The organism is Streptomyces ficellus (assembly GCF_030406405.1).
Taxonomy (GTDB): domain Bacteria; phylum Actinomycetota; class Actinomycetes; order Streptomycetales; family Streptomycetaceae; genus Streptomyces; species Streptomyces ficellus_B.
In genome coordinates, this window is sequence record NZ_JAUEPL010000065.1 from 1 (window position 1) to 18,828 (window position 18,828).

Annotated in this window: 18 protein-coding genes and 2 pseudogenes; 10 read left to right on the top strand and 10 right to left on the bottom strand. The window is 71.3% G+C overall.

The features are described 5' to 3' along the window. Positions 1 to 148: 148 nt before the first annotated feature. The 5 genes from QWM81_RS28465 (at position 149) to folE (ending at position 6,147) form a co-directional block, all read left to right on the top strand. Positions 149 to 1,276: a zinc-dependent metalloprotease gene (locus QWM81_RS28465; protein ID WP_290115347.1), complete on the top strand. Its 1,128-nt coding sequence runs from the start codon at positions 149 to 151 to the stop codon at positions 1,274 to 1,276. 200 nt (positions 1,277 to 1,476) lie between these two features. Continuing rightward, complete coding sequence (gene tilS / locus QWM81_RS28470) at positions 1,477 to 2,613, top strand: tRNA lysidine(34) synthetase TilS (RefSeq protein WP_290115349.1); 1,137 nt, start codon at positions 1,477 to 1,479, stop codon at positions 2,611 to 2,613. Positions 2,614 to 2,654: 41 nt separating this feature from the next. Continuing rightward, positions 2,655 to 3,194, top strand: coding sequence for a hypoxanthine phosphoribosyltransferase (gene hpt / locus QWM81_RS28475; protein ID WP_064067358.1), 540 nt, complete (start codon positions 2,655 to 2,657; stop codon positions 3,192 to 3,194). 159 nt (positions 3,195 to 3,353) lie between these two features. Further along, the gene (gene ftsH / locus QWM81_RS28480) at positions 3,354 to 5,411 is read left to right on the top strand and encodes an ATP-dependent zinc metalloprotease FtsH (RefSeq protein ID WP_290115351.1); all 2,058 of its coding nucleotides are present in this window, start codon (positions 3,354 to 3,356) and stop codon (positions 5,409 to 5,411) included. A gap of 130 nt (positions 5,412 to 5,541) precedes the next feature. Continuing rightward, positions 5,542 to 6,147, top strand: a complete 606-nt coding sequence (gene folE / locus QWM81_RS28485; RefSeq protein WP_290115353.1) for a GTP cyclohydrolase I FolE — start codon at positions 5,542 to 5,544, stop codon at positions 6,145 to 6,147. Between the two features lie 189 nt (positions 6,148 to 6,336). Here folE and QWM81_RS28490 read toward each other — a convergent pair whose 3' ends face one another. From QWM81_RS28490 to QWM81_RS28515, 6 genes are all read right to left on the bottom strand, one after another. Beyond that, positions 6,337 to 6,822 (bottom strand): DUF3180 domain-containing protein, encoded by a 486-nt coding sequence (locus QWM81_RS28490; protein ID WP_290115354.1) that lies wholly within the window; start codon positions 6,820 to 6,822, stop codon positions 6,337 to 6,339. A 61-nt stretch (positions 6,823 to 6,883) separates the two neighbouring features. After that, positions 6,884 to 7,483, bottom strand: coding sequence for a 2-amino-4-hydroxy-6-hydroxymethyldihydropteridine diphosphokinase (gene folK, locus QWM81_RS28495; RefSeq protein WP_290115355.1), 600 nt, complete (start codon positions 7,481 to 7,483; stop codon positions 6,884 to 6,886). After that, positions 7,480 to 7,839 carry a dihydroneopterin aldolase gene (folB, locus tag QWM81_RS28500; RefSeq protein ID WP_290115356.1) on the bottom strand — a complete coding sequence of 120 codons (360 nt, stop codon included), beginning with the start codon at positions 7,837 to 7,839 and terminating at the stop codon, positions 7,480 to 7,482. Before folB ends, folK begins: the two co-directional genes overlap by 4 nt. Before the next feature lie 156 nt (positions 7,840 to 7,995). Then, entirely contained in the window at positions 7,996 to 8,460 is a 465-nt protein-coding gene (locus tag QWM81_RS28505; RefSeq protein WP_435372478.1) for a nuclear transport factor 2 family protein, read from the bottom strand. After that, positions 8,457 to 9,317 (bottom strand): dihydropteroate synthase, encoded by an 861-nt coding sequence (folP, locus tag QWM81_RS28510; RefSeq protein ID WP_290115357.1) that lies wholly within the window; start codon positions 9,315 to 9,317, stop codon positions 8,457 to 8,459. Before folP ends, QWM81_RS28505 begins: the two co-directional genes overlap by 4 nt. 23 nt (positions 9,318 to 9,340) lie before the next feature. Continuing rightward, on the bottom strand, positions 9,341 to 11,182 hold the full coding sequence (locus QWM81_RS28515) for a phosphatidylglycerol lysyltransferase domain-containing protein (protein WP_290115358.1): 1,842 nt from the start codon (positions 11,180 to 11,182) through the stop codon (positions 9,341 to 9,343). A 149-nt stretch (positions 11,183 to 11,331) separates the two neighbouring features. Here QWM81_RS28515 and QWM81_RS28520 point away from each other — a divergent pair, with 149 nt between their 5' ends. Further along, positions 11,332 to 12,447 carry an alpha/beta hydrolase gene (locus QWM81_RS28520; protein WP_290115359.1) on the top strand — a complete coding sequence of 372 codons (1,116 nt, stop codon included), beginning with the start codon at positions 11,332 to 11,334 and terminating at the stop codon, positions 12,445 to 12,447. A gap of 11 nt (positions 12,448 to 12,458) precedes the next feature. On the opposite strand, the gene QWM81_RS28525 is transcribed toward QWM81_RS28520, so the two are convergent. Then, the gene (locus QWM81_RS28525) at positions 12,459 to 13,601 is read right to left on the bottom strand and encodes an ABC transporter ATP-binding protein (protein WP_290115361.1); all 1,143 of its coding nucleotides are present in this window, start codon (positions 13,599 to 13,601) and stop codon (positions 12,459 to 12,461) included. Positions 13,602 to 13,764: 163 nt separating this feature from the next. Between QWM81_RS28525 and QWM81_RS28530 the strand changes: the two genes are divergently transcribed. The 4 genes from QWM81_RS28530 (at position 13,765) to QWM81_RS28545 (ending at position 17,252) form a co-directional block, all read left to right on the top strand. Then, on the top strand, positions 13,765 to 14,457 hold the full coding sequence (locus tag QWM81_RS28530) for an ABC transporter permease (protein WP_290115372.1): 693 nt from the start codon (positions 13,765 to 13,767) through the stop codon (positions 14,455 to 14,457). Positions 14,458 to 14,460: 3 nt separating this feature from the next. Then, positions 14,461 to 15,138: an ABC transporter permease gene (locus QWM81_RS28535; protein WP_290115363.1), complete on the top strand. Its 678-nt coding sequence runs from the start codon at positions 14,461 to 14,463 to the stop codon at positions 15,136 to 15,138. A gap of 38 nt (positions 15,139 to 15,176) precedes the next feature. Continuing rightward, complete coding sequence (locus tag QWM81_RS28540) at positions 15,177 to 16,160, top strand: ABC transporter substrate-binding protein (RefSeq protein ID WP_290115365.1); 984 nt, start codon at positions 15,177 to 15,179, stop codon at positions 16,158 to 16,160. A gap of 120 nt (positions 16,161 to 16,280) precedes the next feature. Further along, positions 16,281 to 17,252 carry a coiled-coil domain-containing protein gene (locus QWM81_RS28545; protein WP_290115367.1) on the top strand — a complete coding sequence of 324 codons (972 nt, stop codon included), beginning with the start codon at positions 16,281 to 16,283 and terminating at the stop codon, positions 17,250 to 17,252. 17 nt (positions 17,253 to 17,269) lie between these two features. On the opposite strand, the gene QWM81_RS28550 is transcribed toward QWM81_RS28545, so the two are convergent. The 3 genes and pseudogenes from QWM81_RS28550 to QWM81_RS28560 all read right to left on the bottom strand — a co-directional run. Beyond that, positions 17,270 to 18,445, bottom strand: a complete 1,176-nt coding sequence (locus QWM81_RS28550) for an NADH-quinone oxidoreductase subunit D (RefSeq protein WP_290115370.1) — start codon at positions 18,443 to 18,445, stop codon at positions 17,270 to 17,272. Then, positions 18,442 to 18,666, bottom strand: a pseudogene (locus QWM81_RS28555) (SAM-dependent methyltransferase); the annotation flags it as partial. The pseudogene QWM81_RS28555 and the gene QWM81_RS28550, both read right to left, overlap by 4 nt. A gap of 37 nt (positions 18,667 to 18,703) precedes the next feature. Beyond that, positions 18,704 to 18,828, bottom strand: a pseudogene (locus QWM81_RS28560) (NAD-dependent malic enzyme); the annotation flags it as partial.

Below are 18,828 nucleotides of genomic sequence, written 5' to 3' on the forward strand. Positions count from 1 at the left end.
CCCGCCGCGCCCCTGCGCCGCCCCGCCCCTGCGCCCCCGCGCCGCCGACCCCGCGCGTCCGGGCGTCCGGGCGGAGCACTCCGCTCGCGGCCCGGGCGGAGCCGTCGCACCCTGACCCGATATGGCGCCGACCACGTACGGTTGACGCATGACGAGCATCGGTGGTGCCGAGATGGTCGACTGGAACCTCGCGGTCGCGACCGCGACCCGACTGGTACGCCCCGGGCCGGAGGTGAGCCGCGACGAGGCCCGCGAGGTCGTCGCCGAGCTGCGGCGGCACGCCAAGGCGTCCGAGGAACACGTCCGGACCTTCACCCGGATGATCCCCGAGGGCCATGAACCGGAGGACACCCCCGTCCTGGTGGTCGACCGGGCCGGCTGGATCAAGGCGAACGTCGCCGGCTTCCGCGAGCTCCTCAAGCCCCTCCTGGAGAAGATGCGCGAGCGCCGCTCCGCCACCCCCGGCGGCGCCGTGATGGGCGCGGTCGGCGGCAAGGTGACCGGCGTCGAGCTGGGCGTGCTGCTGTCGTTCCTGGCCTCCAGGGTGCTCGGGCAGTACGAGACGTTCGCCCCCGCCACCAGGGAGATGCCCGCCGGCGACAACGGCGGCGGGCGGCTGCTGCTCGTCGCGCCGAACATCGTGCACGTCGAGCGGGAGCTGGACGTCGCCCCGCACGACTTCCGGCTCTGGGTGGCGCTGCACGAGGAGACCCACCGCACGCAGTTCACCGGCGTCCCGTGGCTGCGGGAGCACCTGCAGGGCGAGATCCAGTCATTCCTGGCCGCGACCGACATGGACCCGATGACGGTGGTGGAGCGGCTGCGCGAGGCCGCGCAGTCCCTGGTCGGCGCCCGGCCGGAGGGCGAGGAGGACGAGGGCGGCCGTTCCCTGGTGGAGCTGGTCCAGACGCCCGAGCAGCGCGAGATCCTCGGCCGCCTCACCGCCGTGATGTCCCTGCTCGAAGGCCACGCGGACTATGTGATGGACGGCGTCGGGCCGCTGGTCGTGCCGTCGGTGGCGGAGATCCGCGAGAAGTTCCAGCAGCGCCGGGCCCGTGGAGCCTCGCGCCTGGACCTGGCGCTGCGCAAGCTGCTCGGCCTGGACGCCAAGCTGCGCCAGTACCGGGACGGCGAGCGCTTCGTCCGCGCGGTCGTCGAGGAGGTCGGCATGGACGGTTTCAACCGGGTGTGGACCTCGCCGAACACCCTCCCCACCAAGTCGGAGATCGCCAAACCGGCGGACTGGGTCGCGAGGGTGCACCGTAAAGCAGAATGAGGAGTCCGATCCGGCCGACGGCAGAAGAACGCCCCTCCAATCACCCATCCGAGGGACCGTGGGCGATGGGTAGGCGTGCGATGCTCGGGGAACGGCCGAGTTCTGTCACCATCGACGCACTCTGAGTGACCGAACCCCCCGCTCCGGCCGTTAAGACTCCGACCGAGGCACCCCCCAACTTCACACGAAGGGCACCGGACATGGGTCCCCATCCTGCGGTCGCGGCGATACGCCTGGCGGTCCGCCGCGTACTCCACGACGTACTCACCGAGCACGCCGCACCCGTGCACGCCGCATTCGCGCACAGCACGCCCGTGCACGCCACAACCGAACACGCCCCCACCGGCGAGCCCCCGCGGACCGCGCGGGCCCCGCAGGCCGCGCCGCCCGCCCAGGCGTCCGAGGCCCCCCGGGCGGCCACGCAGCCTCCGCTCGTCCTGGTCGCCTGCTCCGGCGGCGCCGACTCCATGGCGCTCGCCTCCGCCCTCGCCTTCGAGGCCCGCAAGCTCTCCCTCCGCGCCGGCGGCATCACCGTCGACCATGGCCTCCAGGCCGGCTCCGACCTGCGCGCCGCCGAGGTCGCCGCCCGCCTCACCGCGATGCGGCTCGACCCGGTGGAGGCCGTCGCCGTGACCGTCGGCCGCGAAGGCGGCCCCGAGGCCGCGGCCCGCGACGCCCGGTACGCCGCCCTGGACGAGGCCGCCGAGCGGCTGGGCGCCGTCGCCGTGCTGCTCGGCCACACCCGCGACGACCAGGCCGAGACCGTGCTGCTGGGCCTCGCCCGCGGCTCCGGCATCCGCTCGCTGTCCGGCATGGCCGCCGTCTCCGGCACCGGCGACCGCTACCGCCGCCCCTTCCTCCAGCTCGACCGGCAGACCGCCCGCAAGGCCTGCATGGTCCAGTCCCTGCCCGTCTGGGACGACCCCATGAACGCGGACCCCGCCTACACCCGCTCCCGGCTGCGCCACGAGGGCCTGCCCGCCCTGGAGAAGTCGCTCGGCAAGGGCGTCGTCGAGGCCCTCGCCCGTACGGCACAGCTGTGCCGGGACGACGCCGACGCCCTGGACGCCTGGGCGGCCGACGTGGACCCGTCCGTACGGGACGAGGCCGGCCTGCTGGAGTGCGCCAAGCTGTACGCCCTGCCGCCCGCCGTGCGCCGCCGCGTACTGCGCCGCGCGGCCATCGCCGAAGGAGCCCCCGCGGGCTCCCTCTTCGCCCGCCACATCGAGGAACTCGACCGGCTGATCACCGGCTGGCGTGGCCAGGGGGCCATCAATCTGCCGGGCCGCGTCGTGGCACGCCGCCAGGGTGGCAGACTGGTCATCCGGCAAGGCTGACGCAGGCTGCAACGAAAGTGACCCGGGTGAACGAGAAAGACATGGGCACCGACCTCAAGTCGGTGCTCATCACCAAGGAAGAGATCGACGCGAAGCTGGCGGAGCTCGCCGCGAAGATCGACGCTGAGTACGCGGGCAAGGATCTGCTCATCGTGGGTGTCCTCAAGGGCGCCGTCATGGTGATGGCGGACCTGGCGCGCGCGCTGTCCACCCCCGTCACCATGGACTGGATGGCCGTCTCCTCGTACGGGGCGGGCACCCAGTCCTCCGGCGTGGTCCGGATCCTCAAGGACCTGGACACCGACATCAAGGGCAAGCACGTCCTGATCGTCGAGGACATCATCGACTCCGGCCTGACGCTGTCCTGGCTGCTGTCGAACCTCGGCTCGCGCGAGCCGGCCTCCCTGGAGGTCTGCACCCTGCTGCGCAAGCCCGAGGCGGCGAAGGTCGCGATCGACGTCAAGTGGATCGGTTTCGACATTCCCAACGAGTTCGTCGTCGGTTACGGCCTGGATTACGCGGAGAAGTACCGCAATCTCCCGTTCGTCGGCACGCTGGCCCCGCACGTCTACGGCGGCTGAACGGCCGAAGCCCCGGGAACCCTGACCGCCCTCCCGCCGTTGGAGCATGGGAAGGCGGTCGCGGGTGACAATGCTGGGGTACCGTCCGAAGAACAGTCTTTATCTCATAGCAGCATTTACCTACGGGCAGGAGGGACGGGGCGTCATCGCTCCGTATGGATGGACGTGAAGCGATACTTCCGTGGGCCGGTCATGTGGATCGTGCTGGCCGTCCTCGCCGTGGTCGTGTTGATGCAGGTCGTCGGCTCGTCGGGCGGCTACAAGACGGTGGACACCGGTGCGGTCGTCAAGGCGATCGACGACAACAAGGTCGACCAGGTCAAGCTGACCACTGGCGACGAACAAATGATCAAGGTCGACCTCAAGGACGGCCAGAAGGTCAGCGGCAGCGACAAGATCCAGGCGAGCTATATCGGCACGCAGGGCTCCGACCTCGCCGCAACGCTGCAGAAGAAGTACGAAGCGGGTGACATCGACAAGGGCTACACGGTCTCTCCGTCGAAGCAGAGCCCCTTCGTCTCGGTGCTGCTCTCGCTGCTGCCCTTCGTGCTCATCGTCGTGGTCTTCCTGTTCCTGATGAACCAGATGCAGGGCGGCGGCTCCCGAGTCATGAACTTCGGGAAGTCCAAGGCCAAGCTGATCACCAAGGACACCCCGAAGACGACCTTCGCCGATGTGGCGGGGTCCGACGAGGCCGTCGAGGAGCTCCACGAGATCAAGGAGTTCCTCCAGGAGCCGGCCAAGTTCCAGGCGGTCGGCGCCAAGATCCCCAAGGGTGTGCTGCTGTACGGCCCGCCCGGTACAGGAAAGACGCTGCTCGCCCGCGCCGTCGCGGGCGAGGCGGGCGTCCCGTTCTACTCGATCTCCGGCTCCGACTTCGTCGAGATGTTCGTCGGTGTCGGTGCCTCCCGGGTGCGCGACCTCTTCGAGCAGGCCAAGGCGAACGCCCCGGCGATCGTCTTCGTCGACGAGATCGACGCCGTGGGCCGGCACCGTGGCGCGGGTCTCGGCGGTGGCCACGACGAGCGCGAGCAGACCCTCAACCAGCTGCTCGTCGAGATGGACGGCTTCGACGTGAAGGGCGGCGTCATCCTGATCGCCGCCACGAACCGCCCGGACATCCTCGACCCGGCGCTGCTGCGCCCCGGCCGTTTCGACCGGCAGATCGCCGTCGACCGCCCGGACATGCAGGGCCGGCTGGAGATCCTCAAGGTCCACCAGAAGGGCAAGCCGGTCGCCCCGGACGTCGACCTCGCCGCCGTGGCGCGTCGTACGCCCGGCTTCACCGGCGCCGACCTGTCGAACGTGCTGAACGAAGCGGCGCTGCTCACCGCGCGCAGCAACAAGAAGCTGATCGACAACCACATGCTGGACGAGGCGATCGACCGTGTGGTCGCGGGCCCGCAGAAGCGGACCCGGATCATGTCGGACAAGGAGAAGAAGATCACCGCCTACCACGAGGGCGGTCACGCCCTGGTCGCGGCGGCGTCCCCGAACTCCGACCCCGTACACAAGATCACGATCCTGTCCCGCGGCCGGGCCCTGGGCTACACCATGGTGCTCCCGGACGAGGACAAGTACTCGACCACGCGCAACGAGATGCTCGACCAGCTCGCCTACATGCTCGGCGGGCGCGCGGCCGAGGAGCTGGTCTTCCACGACCCGACCACGGGCGCGGCCAACGACATCGAGAAGGCGACCGCGACCGCGCGGGCCATGGTCACGCAGTACGGCATGACCGAGCGGCTCGGCGCGATCAAGTTCGGCGGCGACAACTCCGAGCCCTTCCTGGGCCGCGAGATGGCGCACCAGCGGGACTACTCGGAAGAGGTCGCGGCGCTGGTCGACGAAGAGGTCAAGAAGCTCATCGAGGCCGCGCACAACGAGGCCTGGGAGATCCTCGTCGAGAACCGTGACGTCCTCGACAACCTGGTCCTCCAGCTGCTGGAGAAGGAGACGCTCGGCAAGGAGGAGATCGCCGAGATCTTCGCGCCGATCGTCAAGCGCCCGCCCCGCCCGGCGTGGACCGGCTCCTCGCGGCGTACGCCGTCGACGCGGCCGCCGGTGCTCTCCCCGAAGGAGCTGGCGCTGACCAACGGCGCGGCCGGTACCAACGGCACCGTCCCGACGGACGCCAAGACGGCCAAGCCGGCCACCCCCGGCGCGTCCGCCGCTCCGGCGACCGAGGCGGTCCCGGAGGAGCGCCCCGAGAGCTGAGCCGCCGGAAGGCCCCGGAAGGTCCTCAAGGCCCCCGGAAGCCCCGGAATGAAAGCCGCGCCCCCCAGGTTCTAGCCTGTGGGGGCGCGGCTTTCTCGCGCGTACTCAGGCAACACGGAACGAGGCACACATGACCGACCCGGTGACGTTGGACGGCGAGGGCAGGATCGGCGACTTCGACGAGAAGCGGGCCGAGAACGCCGTACGCGAACTCCTCATCGCGGTCGGTGAGGACCCGGACCGTGAGGGTCTGCGGGAGACGCCGGCGCGGGTGGCGCGGGCGTACAAGGAGATATTCGCGGGCCTGTGGCAGGAGCCCGAGGACGTCCTGACCACCACGTTCGACCTGGGGCACGACGAGATGATCCTGGTGAAGGACATCGAGATCACGTCCTGCTGTGAACATCACCTGGTCCCCTTCAGGGGCGTGGCCCATGTCGGCTACATCCCCTCGACCACCGGCAAGATCACCGGCTTGTCGAAGCTGGCCCGGCTGGTGGATGTGTTCGCCCGGCGGCCCCAGGTGCAGGAGCGTCTGACCACGCAGGTCGCCGACTCGCTGATGAAGATCCTGGAGCCACGGGGCGTGATCGTGGTGATCGAGTGCGAGCACATGTGCATGTCGATGCGCGGTATCCGCAAGCCGGGGGCCAAGACCATCACCTCGGCGGTGCGGGGCCAGCTCCGCGATGTCGCGACGCGCAACGAGGCGATGAGCCTGATCATGGCTCGATAGCCGCACCGTCAGTGGCGTACGGCCTGCCCGGCGGGCAGACGGCGACCAGGCGGGATGGCCGAGCACGGGCGAGAGACGTGCGGTCGGCGACCCCTTGTGGACCGGACCGACGGCGACCGGTCCGTCCGGCCGGAAACCGGCAGGGGTGTTGTGGCGCAGGCACCGGTGGGCTTCGCGAGTCCGGCCCTCTTACGTGGCGGGCACGCCGTTGCCCTTTTCGTCGTCGTCCTCCGGGAGCTTGCAGACCCGCTCCAGGAAGATCGCCGCAGCGATCACGCCGATGCCGGCCACCACCGAGAAGCCCGCGTAGACCGCCTGGTCGCGGCGGGCCGGGATGTCGAGCGAGCCGAGCAGGAACACGCCCGTGCCGCCGTACATACCGCTCACCAGCGCCGCGACCAGGGCGCTCGCCTGGCCGAAAACCACCGCCCTGGCGGCCATCAGCGGCTCCACGCCCTTGGCGCCGGGGCGGCGCTCGCGCTGGGCGCGCAGGCGGGAGCGCAGCGAGAGCGCCGTCGCGGTGAGGACCACCGCGATCACGGCGAGGACGATGGGCGCGGCGAGTGGCACGCTCGGCAGGGTGCCGAACGACTCCCACAGGCGGGCGCCACCCCACGAGAGGATGCCCGCCACGGCGAACAGTCCGGCCAGTACCGTGAGCCGCAGTTGCTTCACCGGGGGTCCTTCATCTCGTCGCGGTGGCGTCCTCGCCCGAATCCTTGCCGATCAGCCAACGCTACTCGGGCAGCCGCAGTTCCAGGTCGGCGCGCGCCAGGACGCCTTCCCGGCCGACGCCGCCGAGCAGCTCGGCCACCGCGCCGACGCCCGGCAGCTGCGCCTCCGGCTCCAGGTCGTGCCACGGCGCGAGCACGAAGGCCCGCTCGTGGGCGCGGGGGTGCGGCAGCGTCAGCACGGGGTCGTCGGAGACGACGTCCGCGTACGCCACGATGTCGACGTCGATCGTGCGCGCGCCCCAGCGCTCGTCACGCACCCGGTGGAAGGCCTCCTCCACCGCGTGCGCCCGCTCCAGGAGGGACGCCGGGGGGAGCGTGGTCTTCACGACCACGACCGCGTTGAAGTACGACGGCTGCGAGCCGGGGTCCACGCCCCACGGCTCCGTCTCGTACACCGGCGAGACCGCCTTGACCCGTACACCGGGAGTGTCCTCCAAGGCGTCGATGGCGCCCTGGAGGGTCTCCATGCGGTTGCCCAGGTTGGCGCCGAGGGAGATCACGGCCCGTTTGGGGTTGGAGAGGGTGATGTCGGCGGCGTCGACCTGCTCCGTCACGGAAGCCGGCACCGGCTGCACCGTCGGGTCGCTCTGCGTGCTGTTCATGCGCGGCTCCGGGTGATGGTGATGGTCACGTCGTCGAAGGGCACGGTGATCGGGGCGTCCGGCTTGTGGACGACCACCTCCACCTCCTGGACGCCTTCGTGCTTGAGGCACTGCTCGGCGATGCGCTCGGCGAGCGTCTCGATCAGGTCGACCGGCTCCCCCTGCACGACATCCACGACCTCCTCCGCCACCACGCCGTAGTGCACGGTCTTCGCCAGGTCGTCGTCGGCCGCCGCGGGGCGGGTGTCGAGGCCGAGCACCAGGTCCACGATGAACGTCTGGCCTTCCTCGCGCTCCCGTGGGAAGACGCCATGGTGCCCGCGGGCCTTGAGGCCGCGCAGCGCGACACGATCCACGCGAATCACTCCTGCTGTCGTTGGTCGGCGTGGCACGCGGCCGGGTGCGGACGGCGCGTTGCCACCAGTCGAATCTACCTGCGAGCACTGACAAGACCTGCCCACGGGCCTCTCGCGGGCTCTCTTCGCAACTCCCTCGGGGGCTCGCTTACCCACTCAGGAGGAGTTCTCGTCGGCCTCTTCGTCCCCGGTTTCGGCCAGAACGGGTGAACCGTGGTGGGACCAGATCCGCCACCCTTCCGGTGTGCGGCGGAACACATTGGTGGCGACGACCAGCTGCCCCACGAGCGGCCCCAGGTCGGCGCCCTCCTCGGCCGGACCGCCGCTGAGGATGTTCTCCGTGCACGTGACCAGTGCCGTGTCACCGGCCACGGACACCCTCACGTCCGTCAGGAAGAACTGGATGTACTCGGTGTTCGCCATGATCAGCGCGTACGAGCGCAGTACCTCGCCGCGCCCCGAGAGCACCGGCCAGCCCGGGTGGACGCACGAGATCTCCCCGAGGGAGTCGTCCAGCCACAGCTCGGAGATCTCCTCGAAGTCGCCGCGCTCCATCGCCTCGTAGAAGGCGGTGTTGGCCTGCTCCACCGCTTCGACGTCGGTGCGCGCCGCGTCGCTCACAGGGCGCCCTCGACGGCCCGTGCGACGCGGACCGCGTCCGCCGTCGCCCGTACCTCGTGGACCCGGACGGCCCAGGCGCCCTCGTGCGCCGCGATCGCCGAGACCGCCGCGGTGGCCGCGTCGCGCTCCCGCGCGGGTGGCGGGGCGGCGCCCTCCCGGGCCAGTACGTGGCCGAGGAACCGCTTGCGGGACGCGGCCACCAGCACCGGGCGGCCCAGGGCGCGCAGGTCGGCCAGGTGCGCCACCAGGGCCAGGTCGTGCCCGGCCATCTTGGCGAAGCCCAGGCCGGGGTCGACGACGATCCGCTCCGGGTCGATGCCGCCCTCCACGACCGCCTCCACGCGCGCGTGGAGCTCGGCCACGACCTCGCGGACCACGTCGTCGTAGACGGCCCGGCTGTTCATGTCCTCGCTGAAGCCGCGCCAGTGCATGACGACGAACGGCACCTCGGCGGCGGCCACGGACGGGACCATCTCGGGGTCGGCGAGGCCGCCGCTCACATCGTTCACCAGCACCGCGCCCGCCTCGACCGCCCGGCGGGCCACCGAGGCCCGCATGGTGTCGACGGAGACGGTGACCCCTTCGGCCGCCAGGCCGCGTACGACGGGGACGACCCGGCGCAGCTCCTCGTCCTCGTCCACCCGGGTGGCGCCGGGGCGGGTCGACTCGCCGCCCACGTCCACCAGGTCCGCGCCCTGGGCGACCAGGTGCAGGCCGTGCTTGACGGCGGCCGTGGTGTCGAACCAGCGGCCGCCGTCGGAGAAGGAGTCGGGCGTCACATTGACGACTCCCATGACCGCACAGCGGTCCCACTCCGGCAGGCCCCTGGCCGTGCCCCGTGCGCGCAACGTACTCATGCGTCCAGCCTAGGGGGTCCGGATCAGGCCGCGCGGACCTCGTGCTCGCCGCGGGAGGCCGCGATGTGCGCGCACGGGCGTGCCGTGCGGGCGGCGCCCCGGCGGCGGAACGGGCGGGGCGGGGCGACATTCACGAAACCTTCCGCCTGCATCGCGGCGAACCCGATGCGCGGGAGGTCACGGGCGTTGCGGTAGACCACGAACCGAGGCTCCCAGCGGGGCCGGAACTTGGCGTTGAACTTGTACAGCGACTCGATCTGGAACCAGCGCGAGAGGAACACCAGCAGGCCGCGCCAGACGCGCAGGACCGGGCCGGCGCCCAGCTTCTCGCCGCGTGCCAGGGCCGAGCGGAACATCGCGAAGTTCAGCGAGACCCGCTCGATGCCCAGCTTGGGCGAGGCCTGGAGGGCGGCGACGATGAGCAGTTCGTTCATGCCGGGGTCGGCGGAGCGGTCGCGGCGCATCAGCTCCAGCGACATCCCGTCCCTGCCCCACGGCACGAAGTGGATGATCGCCTTCAGATCGCCGTACGGGGAAGCGCCGGATTCGGCGTCCGCCTTGTGGGCGGTGGCGATGACCGCGTCGCCGTCCGCCGGGTCGCCGATCCGGCCGAGCGCCATGGAGAAGCCGCGCTCGGTGTCGGTGCCCCGCCAGTCGGCCGCGGCGCGCCGTATCCGCTCCAGTTCGCCGTCGGAGAGGTCACGGGCGCGCCGCACCCGGGTCTCGTAGCCATTGCGCTCGATGCGCTTGACCATCTGGCGCACGTTGCGCATGGCGCGCCCGGTCAGGGAGAAATCCGCGACGTCCACCACCGCCTCGTCGCCCAGCTCCAGCGCGTCGAGGCCGGTCTCCCGCGTCCAGACCTCGCCGCCCGTCTCGGAGCAGCCCATCACGGCCGGCGTCCAGGAGTGCGCCTTGGCCTCGTCCATGAACCGCTCGATGGCGCCGGGCCACGCCTCGACGTCGCCGATCGGGTCACCGCTGGCGAGCATCACGCCGGACACGACGCGGTAGCAGACGGCGGCCTTGCCGCTCGGCGAGAAGACGACGGCCTTGTCGCGGCGGAGCGCGAAGTGGCCGAGGGAGTCACGGCCGCCGTGCCGCTCCAGCAGGTCGCGCAGCCGGGCCTCGTCGTCCTCGGTGAGCCGGGCGACCGGGTGCTCGGGGCGGAAGGCCAGGTAGATGGTGGTGATGGCGGTCAGCAGGCCGAGCGCGCCGAGCGAGTAGCCGACCGTCCAGTCCACGCCGCCGTGGTAGCCGACCGGGCCCTCCATGCCGAACAGCCCGTACAGGACGTGCTCCAGGCGGTCGCTGAGGCTCGGGCTGCCGATGACCTTCCCCGGGTGGGCGCTGACGATGACCAGGCCGAGCGCGATGGAACCGGCGCCCATGAGGACGAAGTTGGCCAGCGCCTTCCAGCGGCTGCGCGGATCGGGCAGGGCCGCGAACTCGCCCCGGTGGCGCAGCAGCAGCGCCAGCAGGAGCAGCGAGAACAGCACTCCGACGACGGAGTGGCGGTAGACGAACTGGGCCACGGCCCCCAGCGGCAGCAGGATCACCGCGGCGCGCCAGGCGCGGCGCTTGTGGCGCTTGAGGCCGTGGGCGAGCAGCAGGAGCAGTACGCCGACGCTGAGGGAGAGGGCCGCCGACAGGGGCCCCAACGTGCCGGGCAGCACCTCGGCGATGGCGTGCACGCGGCTGGCGCGGAAGCGCGGGAAGACGCCTGCGGCGATGTCGATCAGACCGATGAACGTGCATGCCGTTCCGACCAGGGAGGGCACCGCCTCGGCGCGTGGCCCGCGCAGGACGCGGCGTACCCGACTCGGAACCGATCCCGACTTATCCCCATCTACCGTGACAGACATCGCTTCCCAAGGCTCCGCGAAAGATTCGTTGTGTCCCCGCGGCCGGATCCGGCCCGGCCGGGACGATTTGCGCTCTCTAGGACGGGCCTTGGGGATGACGGGTTCACTCCCTGCCCGGAAAATCTCGACGAAGAAGGCTAGAACAACTCATGGGTCTCACCAGCAACAACGTTCTGGCGCTGGCCATCCTGCTCGCCGTGGCGCTGTTCGCGGCAACGGTCTGGCTGTGGCCACGGCTCGCGCGCGGCGGCCCGCGCGCGGTCCTCGGCAGGATCGGGCTGCTGCTGGCGACCCAGACGGCGCTGTTCGCGTCCGTCGGACTCGCCGCCAACAACTACTTCCTCTTCTACGGCTCCTGGGCCGACCTCCTCGGGCAGGAACAGGACATGGGGGTGGTCGTCGACCACTCGGCGGGCAGCAAGGACATCAAGGTCGTCGGCAAGCAGAAGCTGGAGGGCGTGCCCGGCGGCGGACGGCCGGCGGTGGGCGGGCAGATCCAGAAGGTCGTGATCGCGGGGGAGAAGTCGAGGATCGACAGTCCGGCGTACGTCTATCTCCCTCCCGAGTACTTCCAGCCCGCGTACGCCGGGAAGACCTTCCCCGCGGCCGTCGTGCTGACCGGCTACCCGGGCACCGCCGAGAACCTGCTCAAGGGGCTGAAGTACCCGCGTACCGCCTATGAGCAGGCCAAGAGCGAGAAGATGCAGCCGATGGTCCTGGTGATGCTGCGGCCCACCGTGGCACCGCCGCGCGACACGGAGTGCGTCGACGTCCCCGGCGGCCCGCAGACGGAGACCTTCTTCGCCAGGGACCTGCCCAAGGCGGTCTCCGAGACCTACCGCGTCGGGACCGCCCCCCGCAACTGGGGCTTCATCGGCAACTCGACCGGCGGCTACTGCGCCCTGAAGATCGCGATGCACCACCCCGAGCAGTACGCGGCGGGTGCGGGCCTGTCGGCCTACTACAAAGCCGCCGAGGACATAACCACCGGTGACCTCTTCCACGGCGACCAGCGCCTGCGCAACCGGGCCAACCTGCTGTGGAGCCTGGACAACCTGCCGCAGGGCCGGTCGTCCTTCCTGGTCACCACCTCGCGCAAGGGCGAGGGGAACCTCAAGGGGACGCTCGCCTTCATCGACAAGGTGAAGGCGCCCGCGCGCGTCTCGTCGATCACCCTCGACAGCGGCGGGCACAACTTCACCACCTGGAACCGGGAGATCCCGCCCGCGCTGGTCTGGATGAGCGGGCGGCTGAGCGCCGCCTGACGCGCAGGCTGCTAGCCGATGCTCTCCACGGCCACCTCCGTGCGCGGGATGTCCTGGGCGTCCGCGGCGGTCGAGCGGCGCAGCGCCTCGTGCAGCCGGGCCGGGGTCAGCACGCCGAGGAAACGGCCCCGCTCCTCGCGGTCGATGACCGCGATCCAGCCCGCGTCGTGCTGGAGCATGGTCGCGAAGGCCTGCTTGAGCGAGGCCCCGAGGGGCAGCCAGGCCTCCATGCGGCGGGCGTGGTCGCGCACGGTCCCGGTGCCCCCGGCGGCCCGCTCGGCGGAGATCCAGCCGTGCAGGTTGTCGTCGCGGTCGAGCACGACGGCCCAGCGGGAGCGCAGCTCGCGGGGCAACGCGTCGTCCAGGTGCACGATCGGCGGCTGTTCGAGGTCGCCCTCCTCGATGGGCGTGACGGACAGCCGCTTGAGGCCGCGGTCCGCGCCGACGAAGTCGGCGACGTACGGGGTGGCGGGGGCGCCCAGCACGGTGGCGGGCGCGTCGAACTGCTCGATCCTGCCCTGCCCGTAGACAGCGATGCGGTCACCGAGCCGGACGGCCTCCTCGATGTCGTGGGTGACGAACAGGACCGTCTTGCGCATCTCGGACTGGAGGCGGAGGAACTCGCTCTGCAAATGCTCGCGGACGACGGGGTCGACGGCGCCGAACGGCTCGTCCATCAGCAGCACGGGCGGGTCGGCGGCCAGGGCGCGGGCGACACCGACGCGCTGGCGCTGGCCGCCGGAGAGCTGGTCGGGGTAGCGGTCGCCGTGGACGGAGGGGTCGAGGCCGACCAGGTGCAGGAGTTCGGCGGCGCGGGCGCGGGCCTTGGCGCGGGTCACGCCGAGCAGGTGGGGGACGGTGGCGGTGTTGTCCAGGACTGTCTTGTGGGGGAAGAGCCCGACCTGCTGGATGACATAGCCGATCCGGCGGCGGAGCCGCACGGGGTCGACCTCGGATATGTCCTGGCCGTCGACGTGAATGCGGCCCTCGGTCGGCTCGATGAGCCGGTTGACCATCTTCATCGTGGTGGTCTTGCCGCAACCGGACGGTCCGACGAGCGTGACCAGTTCGCCCTCGGCCACCTCGAACGACAGGTCGTCAACGGCGGTCGTGCCGTCCGCGTACCGCTTCGTGACGTGCTCGAATCGGATCATGGTTCCCCATTGTGGCCGGAGCCGGGCCGGGGCGTGTGAAGGGCGTGTCGCCGTGCCGTGGCGACGACCCGTTGATTGTCAGTGGCGGGGGTTAGGGTCGTTGTCGGATCGAACACCGGTCGGACGCGGTTCGCGGGGGGAGGTGGGGCGGTTGAGCGCGGTGGTGAGCGCTGCCGGCTGTCTGGCGGCCAACGAGTGGATCTGCGGCGAGTATCTGCGTTCCCGGGGCCAGGAGTTGACCGATGCCACGGTCCAGCACGTCTGGATCACGGCCGTGTCGGTGCTGATCGGGGTGGCCGTGGCCTTCCCGCTGGCGCTGCTGGTGCGCGCCCGGCCGGGGCTCGCGGCGCCGGTCCTCGGCCTGACGACCGTGCTGTACGCGATTCCGTCGCTGGCGATGTTCTCGCTGCTGCTGCCGTTCTTCGGGCTGTCGGCCGCCCTGGTCGTGACCGGGCTCGTGCTGTATTCGCTGACCATTCTCGTACGGAACATCCTGGCCGGGCTGGCCTCGGTGCCCGAGGAGGCGCGGGAGGCGGCGCGCGGCATGGGGTACGGCGCGGGGCGGCTGCTGTGGGAGGTCGAACTGCCGCTGGCGCTGCCCGCGGTGATGGCGGGCGTGCGGATGGCGACGGTCTCGACGGTCGCCCTGACGACCGTGGGCGCGCTGGTGGACTACGGCGGGCTCGGCACTCTCGTCACGACCGGGCTGAAGAGCTTCTTCAAGGCGCAGGTGCTGACCGCCTCGGTACTGTGCGTGGTCCTGGCGGTCGGGGCCGACCTGCTGCTGCTCGGGCTCCAGCGGCTGCTGACGCCCTGGACGCGCATACGGCGCGGGCGCATACGTGAGGCGGGCTGAGTGATGGGCACGGTGGCCGATGCCTGGGTCTGGCTGACGACCGGGACCAACTGGCAGGGCGAGAGCGGGGTGGGCAACCGGCTCGGCGAGCACCTGTGGTTCACCGGGGTGTGCCTGGCGCTCTCGTGCCTGATCGCCCTGCCCCTGGCGCTGTGGCTCGGGCACATCGGCCGGGGCGGGGCGCTGGCCGTCAACCTCTCCAACGCGGGGCGCGCGGTGCCCACGCTGGCGGTGCTGGTGCTGCTGACGATCACACCGCTGGGCCGGCACGGCGACCTGCCCACGGTCATCGCGCTGGTGCTGTTCGCCGTGCCGCCCCTGCTCACCAACGCGTACGTCGGTATGCGCGAGGTGGACCGGGCGGTGGTCGAGGCGGCACGGGGGATGGGGATGTCGGGCGGGCAGGTGTTCCGCAAGGTGGAACTGCCCCTCGCCTACCCGATGGTGATGACAGGTCTGCGGTCGGCGACGGTCCAGGTGGTCGCCACCGCGACGCTCGCGGCGATGGCCGGCGGGGGCGGGCTGGGCCGGGTCATCACCGCCGGGTTCAACACGAACAACACCCCGCAGGTGGTCGCCGGGGCACTGGTCGTCGGGGCGCTGGCCCTGCTGGCCGAGGGCGTGCTGGTGGCGGCGGGCCGGGCGCTCGACCCCATGCGGTCCACCCGCCGCGCCCACTGACGGAAATCCGAACAGGTACACCGGGACGGAGAAACGTGATGAGCAGGACCTCGCGGATGGCGGGTGCGGTACTGGCCGTGGTGGCACTGACCGGCGCCCTCGGCGCGTGCGGCGGCGAGAGCCTGGAGGAGCGGGGCCGTGGCGGTACGGGAGCCTCCTCCGCCGGCGGCGGTGAGAAGAAGACCCTGGTCGTCGGCTCGGCGGGCTTCACCGAGGCCAATGTCCTGGCGGAGCTGTACGCACAGGTGCTCACCGACGCGGGATACCGCACCTCCATCAAGACCGTGGAGAACCGTGAACTCTACGAACCGTCCCTGGAGAAGGGCGAGATCGACGTCGTACCGGAATACGCGGCTACGCTTGCGGAATTCCTCAACGCCAAGGTGAACGGGCCAAAGGCGGTGGAGGAGAAGCCGGTCGCCTCCAGCGATGTCACGGCCACCGTAACGGCGCTGGAGAAGCTGGCCGGGCCGCGCGGGCTGAAGGTGCTCGCCGCCGGTGAGGCGGTCGATCAGAACGCCTTCGCCGTCAGCAGGGAATTCGCCGAGAAGAACAAGCTCCGGACTCTTTCGGATCTTGGCGCGTCGAAGCTGAAGGTCACCATCGCGGCCGGTGACGAGTGCGAGATACGGCCGTTCTGCGCGCCGGGGCTGAAGAAGACGTACGGCATCGATGTGGCGGGCATCGACCCCAAGGGCGTGGGCACGCCGCAGGCCAAGCAGGCCGTGAAGGACGGCATCGACCAGCTCGTGCTCACGACGACGACCGACGCCACCCTGGACAGCTTCGGTCTGGTGCTCCTGGAGGACGACAAGAAGCTGCAGAACGCCGACAACGTGCTGCCCGTCGTCAATGCCGAGGACGCCGGTTCACCGGAGATAGCCCAGGCTCTCGGCAAGATCACCAAAGCGCTCACCACCGAGGATCTCGTGGAGTTGAACAGGAAGGTCGACGCCGAGCGCGCAAAGCCGGCGGACGTGGCGAAGGCTTACCTGGAGTCCAAGGGGCTGATCGGCAAGTAACCGGCGGGGAGGGGGAATCGGGCGGGCGGCGCCCGGGAATCGGGCGGGAGGGGATCACAGGCATGAAACATTGCCGGGCCGACACCCCACACGACACCTACGCACGGTAAATTTCAGGCCATGCCACGTGGACGCCACCGCCATTCCCCGCCCCTGCACAGGCTTCTGCCGCCTTCCGCGGTAGCCGGAGCGGCCGTTGTGTGTGCCGGCGGCGCCTGGCTCCTCGCCGATCCGCTGGTCCTTCGCGTCCTGACCGCCGCGGCGGCCGCCGCGGCCGTCACCGGCTCGGTGCTGATGCGCAGCTGGGACCGCGCGGCCGGCCGCCGCGTCGCCGAGCTGACCCGCGCCCGGGCCGGCGACCAGTGGCGTACCGAGGAGCGCATAGCCGAGCTGGAGACCGACCTGGAGGAGTCCCGCGAGCTGCGCGCCAAGCTCGACGCCAAACTGCGCGCCAAGCGGGTCGAACTGGCCGCGCTGCGGGGCGAGCACGCCGAGCTGCTGCGGCGGTACGCCACCGCCGAGACCGAGCGCGCCAGCGCCCTGGAGGGCCGTCGGCAGCTCGCCCTGGAGGCCTCCGCCCCGGCGAAGGCGCTGCCCGCCGCGAGTGCCACGCCCACCCCGGCCGCGTACCTCCAGGCCGCCAGGGCGCTGGAGAACCTCACGCGCAACGCCGCCGCCCAGGAGGCGAAGCGCTCCGCCGAGGACGCCCGCCGCCGCGACCTCGCCGAGCGGGCGCGGGAGGCGGACGAGCCGCAGGGGAAGCACGCGGCGGCCGCCGGGCAGCAGCATGAGCGGCGCCCGTCGTCCGCCGCCCCCGCGAGGCGTACGGCCCCGGCGGCGGCCGCGATCGAGCCGTACAGCGCCCAGCGCCGCCCGGCGTCCCGGCTGCAGGGCGGCTTCGACTTCTTCGGCACCCAGAAGGCCGCCGTGGAGGCCGTGCAGCACGAGGACCTGGCGGACGTCGTGGGCGAGGAGGCCCTCGCCGCACGGCGCACGGAGGAGCGCGCGATCGGCAAGGTCATCGACCTGACGGCGCACGACGAGACCGAGCAGCTGGACGTCGTGGAGCTGCGGCGCGACGCGGTCTCCTAGCCGGTCCGCCCCGCCGCCTACTTGTCGATGTCGCCGACGACGAAGAAGAACGAGCCCAGGATCGCCACCATGTCGGCGACCAGCGTGCCGGGCAGCAGCTCGGTCAGGGCCTGGACGTTGTTGTAGGACGCGGAGCGGAGCTTGAGGCGGTAGGGGGTCTTGTCGCCCTTGGAGACCAGGTAGTAGCCGTTGATGCCGAGGGGGTTCTCGGTCCAGGCGTACGTGTGGCCCTCGGGCGCCTTGAGGACCTTCGGCAGCCGCTGGTTGATCGGGCCGGGCGGCAGCTCGGCGATCCGGTCGAGGCAGGCGTCGGCGAGGTCAAGGGAGTTGTGGGTCTGCCCCAGCAGGCACTCGAAGCGGGCCAGGCAGTCCCCCTCGGTGCGGGTGACCACCTCAAGGGTGTCCTGGAGCTCCCCGTACGCCAGGTACGGCTCGTCGCGGCGCAGGTCGAAGTCGACGCCCGAGGCGCGGGCGAGCGGGCCGCTGACCCCGTACGCGTGCACGATCTCGGGCGACATCGTGCCCACGCCGCGGGTGCGGCCGCGGAAGATCTCGTTGCCGAGGACGAGACGGTCGTACACGTCCATACGGGAGCGGATCGCCGCCACCGCGTCGCGGGCCCGGCCGAGCCAGCCGGCCGGCAGGTCCTCCTTGAGGCCGCCGACCCGGTTGAACATGTAGTGGATACGGCCGCCGGAGACCTCCTCCATCACGTGCTGGAGGTCCTCCCGCTCGCGGAAGGCGTGGAAGATCGGGGTGATACCGCCCAGTTCGAGGGGGTACGAGCCGAGGAACATCAGGTGGTTGAGGACCCGGTTCAGCTCGGCGAGCAGGGTGCGCGTCCAGACGGCGCGCTCCGGGACCTCCATGCCGAGCATCCGCTCGACGGCCATGACGACACCGAGCTCGTTGGAGAACGCCGACAGCCAGTCGTGGCGGTTGGCCAGCATGATGATCTGGCGGTAGTCGCGCGCCTCGAAGAGCTTCTCCGCGCCGCGGTGCATATAGCCGACGATCGGCTCGGCGTGCTGGATCAGCTCGCCGTCGAGGACGAGGCGGAGGCGCAGCACGCCGTGCGTGGAGGGGTGCTGGGGCCCGATGTTCAGCACCATGTCGGTGCTCTCCGCGGCACCGCCGACGCCGACCGTGGTCTCCATGGGCTCCCTCGTCTCGCTCGTCGCCCTTGCCGTCATGCCGGACAGTATCCCTCGCCGGGCACCCGCTGGAGGAGCCAGGTGAAGTCACCCAGCCCGCCCCGGGCGGTCAGCTCGGCGGCCTCCCCTGCGGCGGCGAGCGCCCGGACGTAGCCGGCCGGGTCGCTGGACGCCATCGCGAGCGGCGGACGCTCCCCGCTCACCCCGAGCCGCCGCAGCACCTCCCGCTGCGCCACCAACTCGGCCCCGCCCGCGCCGGCCGCCTCCGCCGCCCCGCGGGTCGCCGCCCCGGCGTCTGCACACCTTGGCGACGCCGGGGGTGTACGCGAGGGACAAATCGTCCTTGTCGCGCACCGGAACCGTCGCCTGGACGGCCATCTTGCCGCCCCGATGCAGCGCGAACGCCGGATCGAAGGGCTCGT

Coding starts and splice junctions, on each gene's coding strand:
- ftsH (WP_290115351.1), top strand. CDS start 3,354: ATGGACGTGAAGCGATACTTCCGTGGGCCGGTCATGTGGATCGTGCTG.
- QWM81_RS28540 (WP_290115365.1), top strand. CDS start 15,177: ATGAGCAGGACCTCGCGGATGGCGGGTGCGGTACTGGCCGTGGTGGCA.
- folK (WP_290115355.1), bottom strand. CDS start 7,483: ATGAACAGCACGCAGAGCGACCCGACGGTGCAGCCGGTGCCGGCTTCC.
- tilS (WP_290115349.1), top strand. CDS start 1,477: ATGGGTCCCCATCCTGCGGTCGCGGCGATACGCCTGGCGGTCCGCCGC.
- folP (WP_290115357.1), bottom strand. CDS start 9,317: ATGAGTACGTTGCGCGCACGGGGCACGGCCAGGGGCCTGCCGGAGTGG.
- QWM81_RS28550 (WP_290115370.1), bottom strand. CDS start 18,445: ATGACGGCAAGGGCGACGAGCGAGACGAGGGAGCCCATGGAGACCACG.
- hpt (WP_064067358.1), top strand. CDS start 2,655: ATGGGCACCGACCTCAAGTCGGTGCTCATCACCAAGGAAGAGATCGAC.
- QWM81_RS28545 (WP_290115367.1), top strand. CDS start 16,281: ATGCCACGTGGACGCCACCGCCATTCCCCGCCCCTGCACAGGCTTCTG.
- QWM81_RS28525 (WP_290115361.1), bottom strand. CDS start 13,601: ATGATCCGATTCGAGCACGTCACGAAGCGGTACGCGGACGGCACGACC.
- QWM81_RS28535 (WP_290115363.1), top strand. CDS start 14,461: ATGGGCACGGTGGCCGATGCCTGGGTCTGGCTGACGACCGGGACCAAC.
- QWM81_RS28465 (WP_290115347.1), top strand. CDS start 149: ATGACGAGCATCGGTGGTGCCGAGATGGTCGACTGGAACCTCGCGGTC.
- QWM81_RS28520 (WP_290115359.1), top strand. CDS start 11,332: ATGGGTCTCACCAGCAACAACGTTCTGGCGCTGGCCATCCTGCTCGCC.
- folE (WP_290115353.1), top strand. CDS start 5,542: ATGACCGACCCGGTGACGTTGGACGGCGAGGGCAGGATCGGCGACTTC.
- QWM81_RS28515 (WP_290115358.1), bottom strand. CDS start 11,182: ATGTCTGTCACGGTAGATGGGGATAAGTCGGGATCGGTTCCGAGTCGG.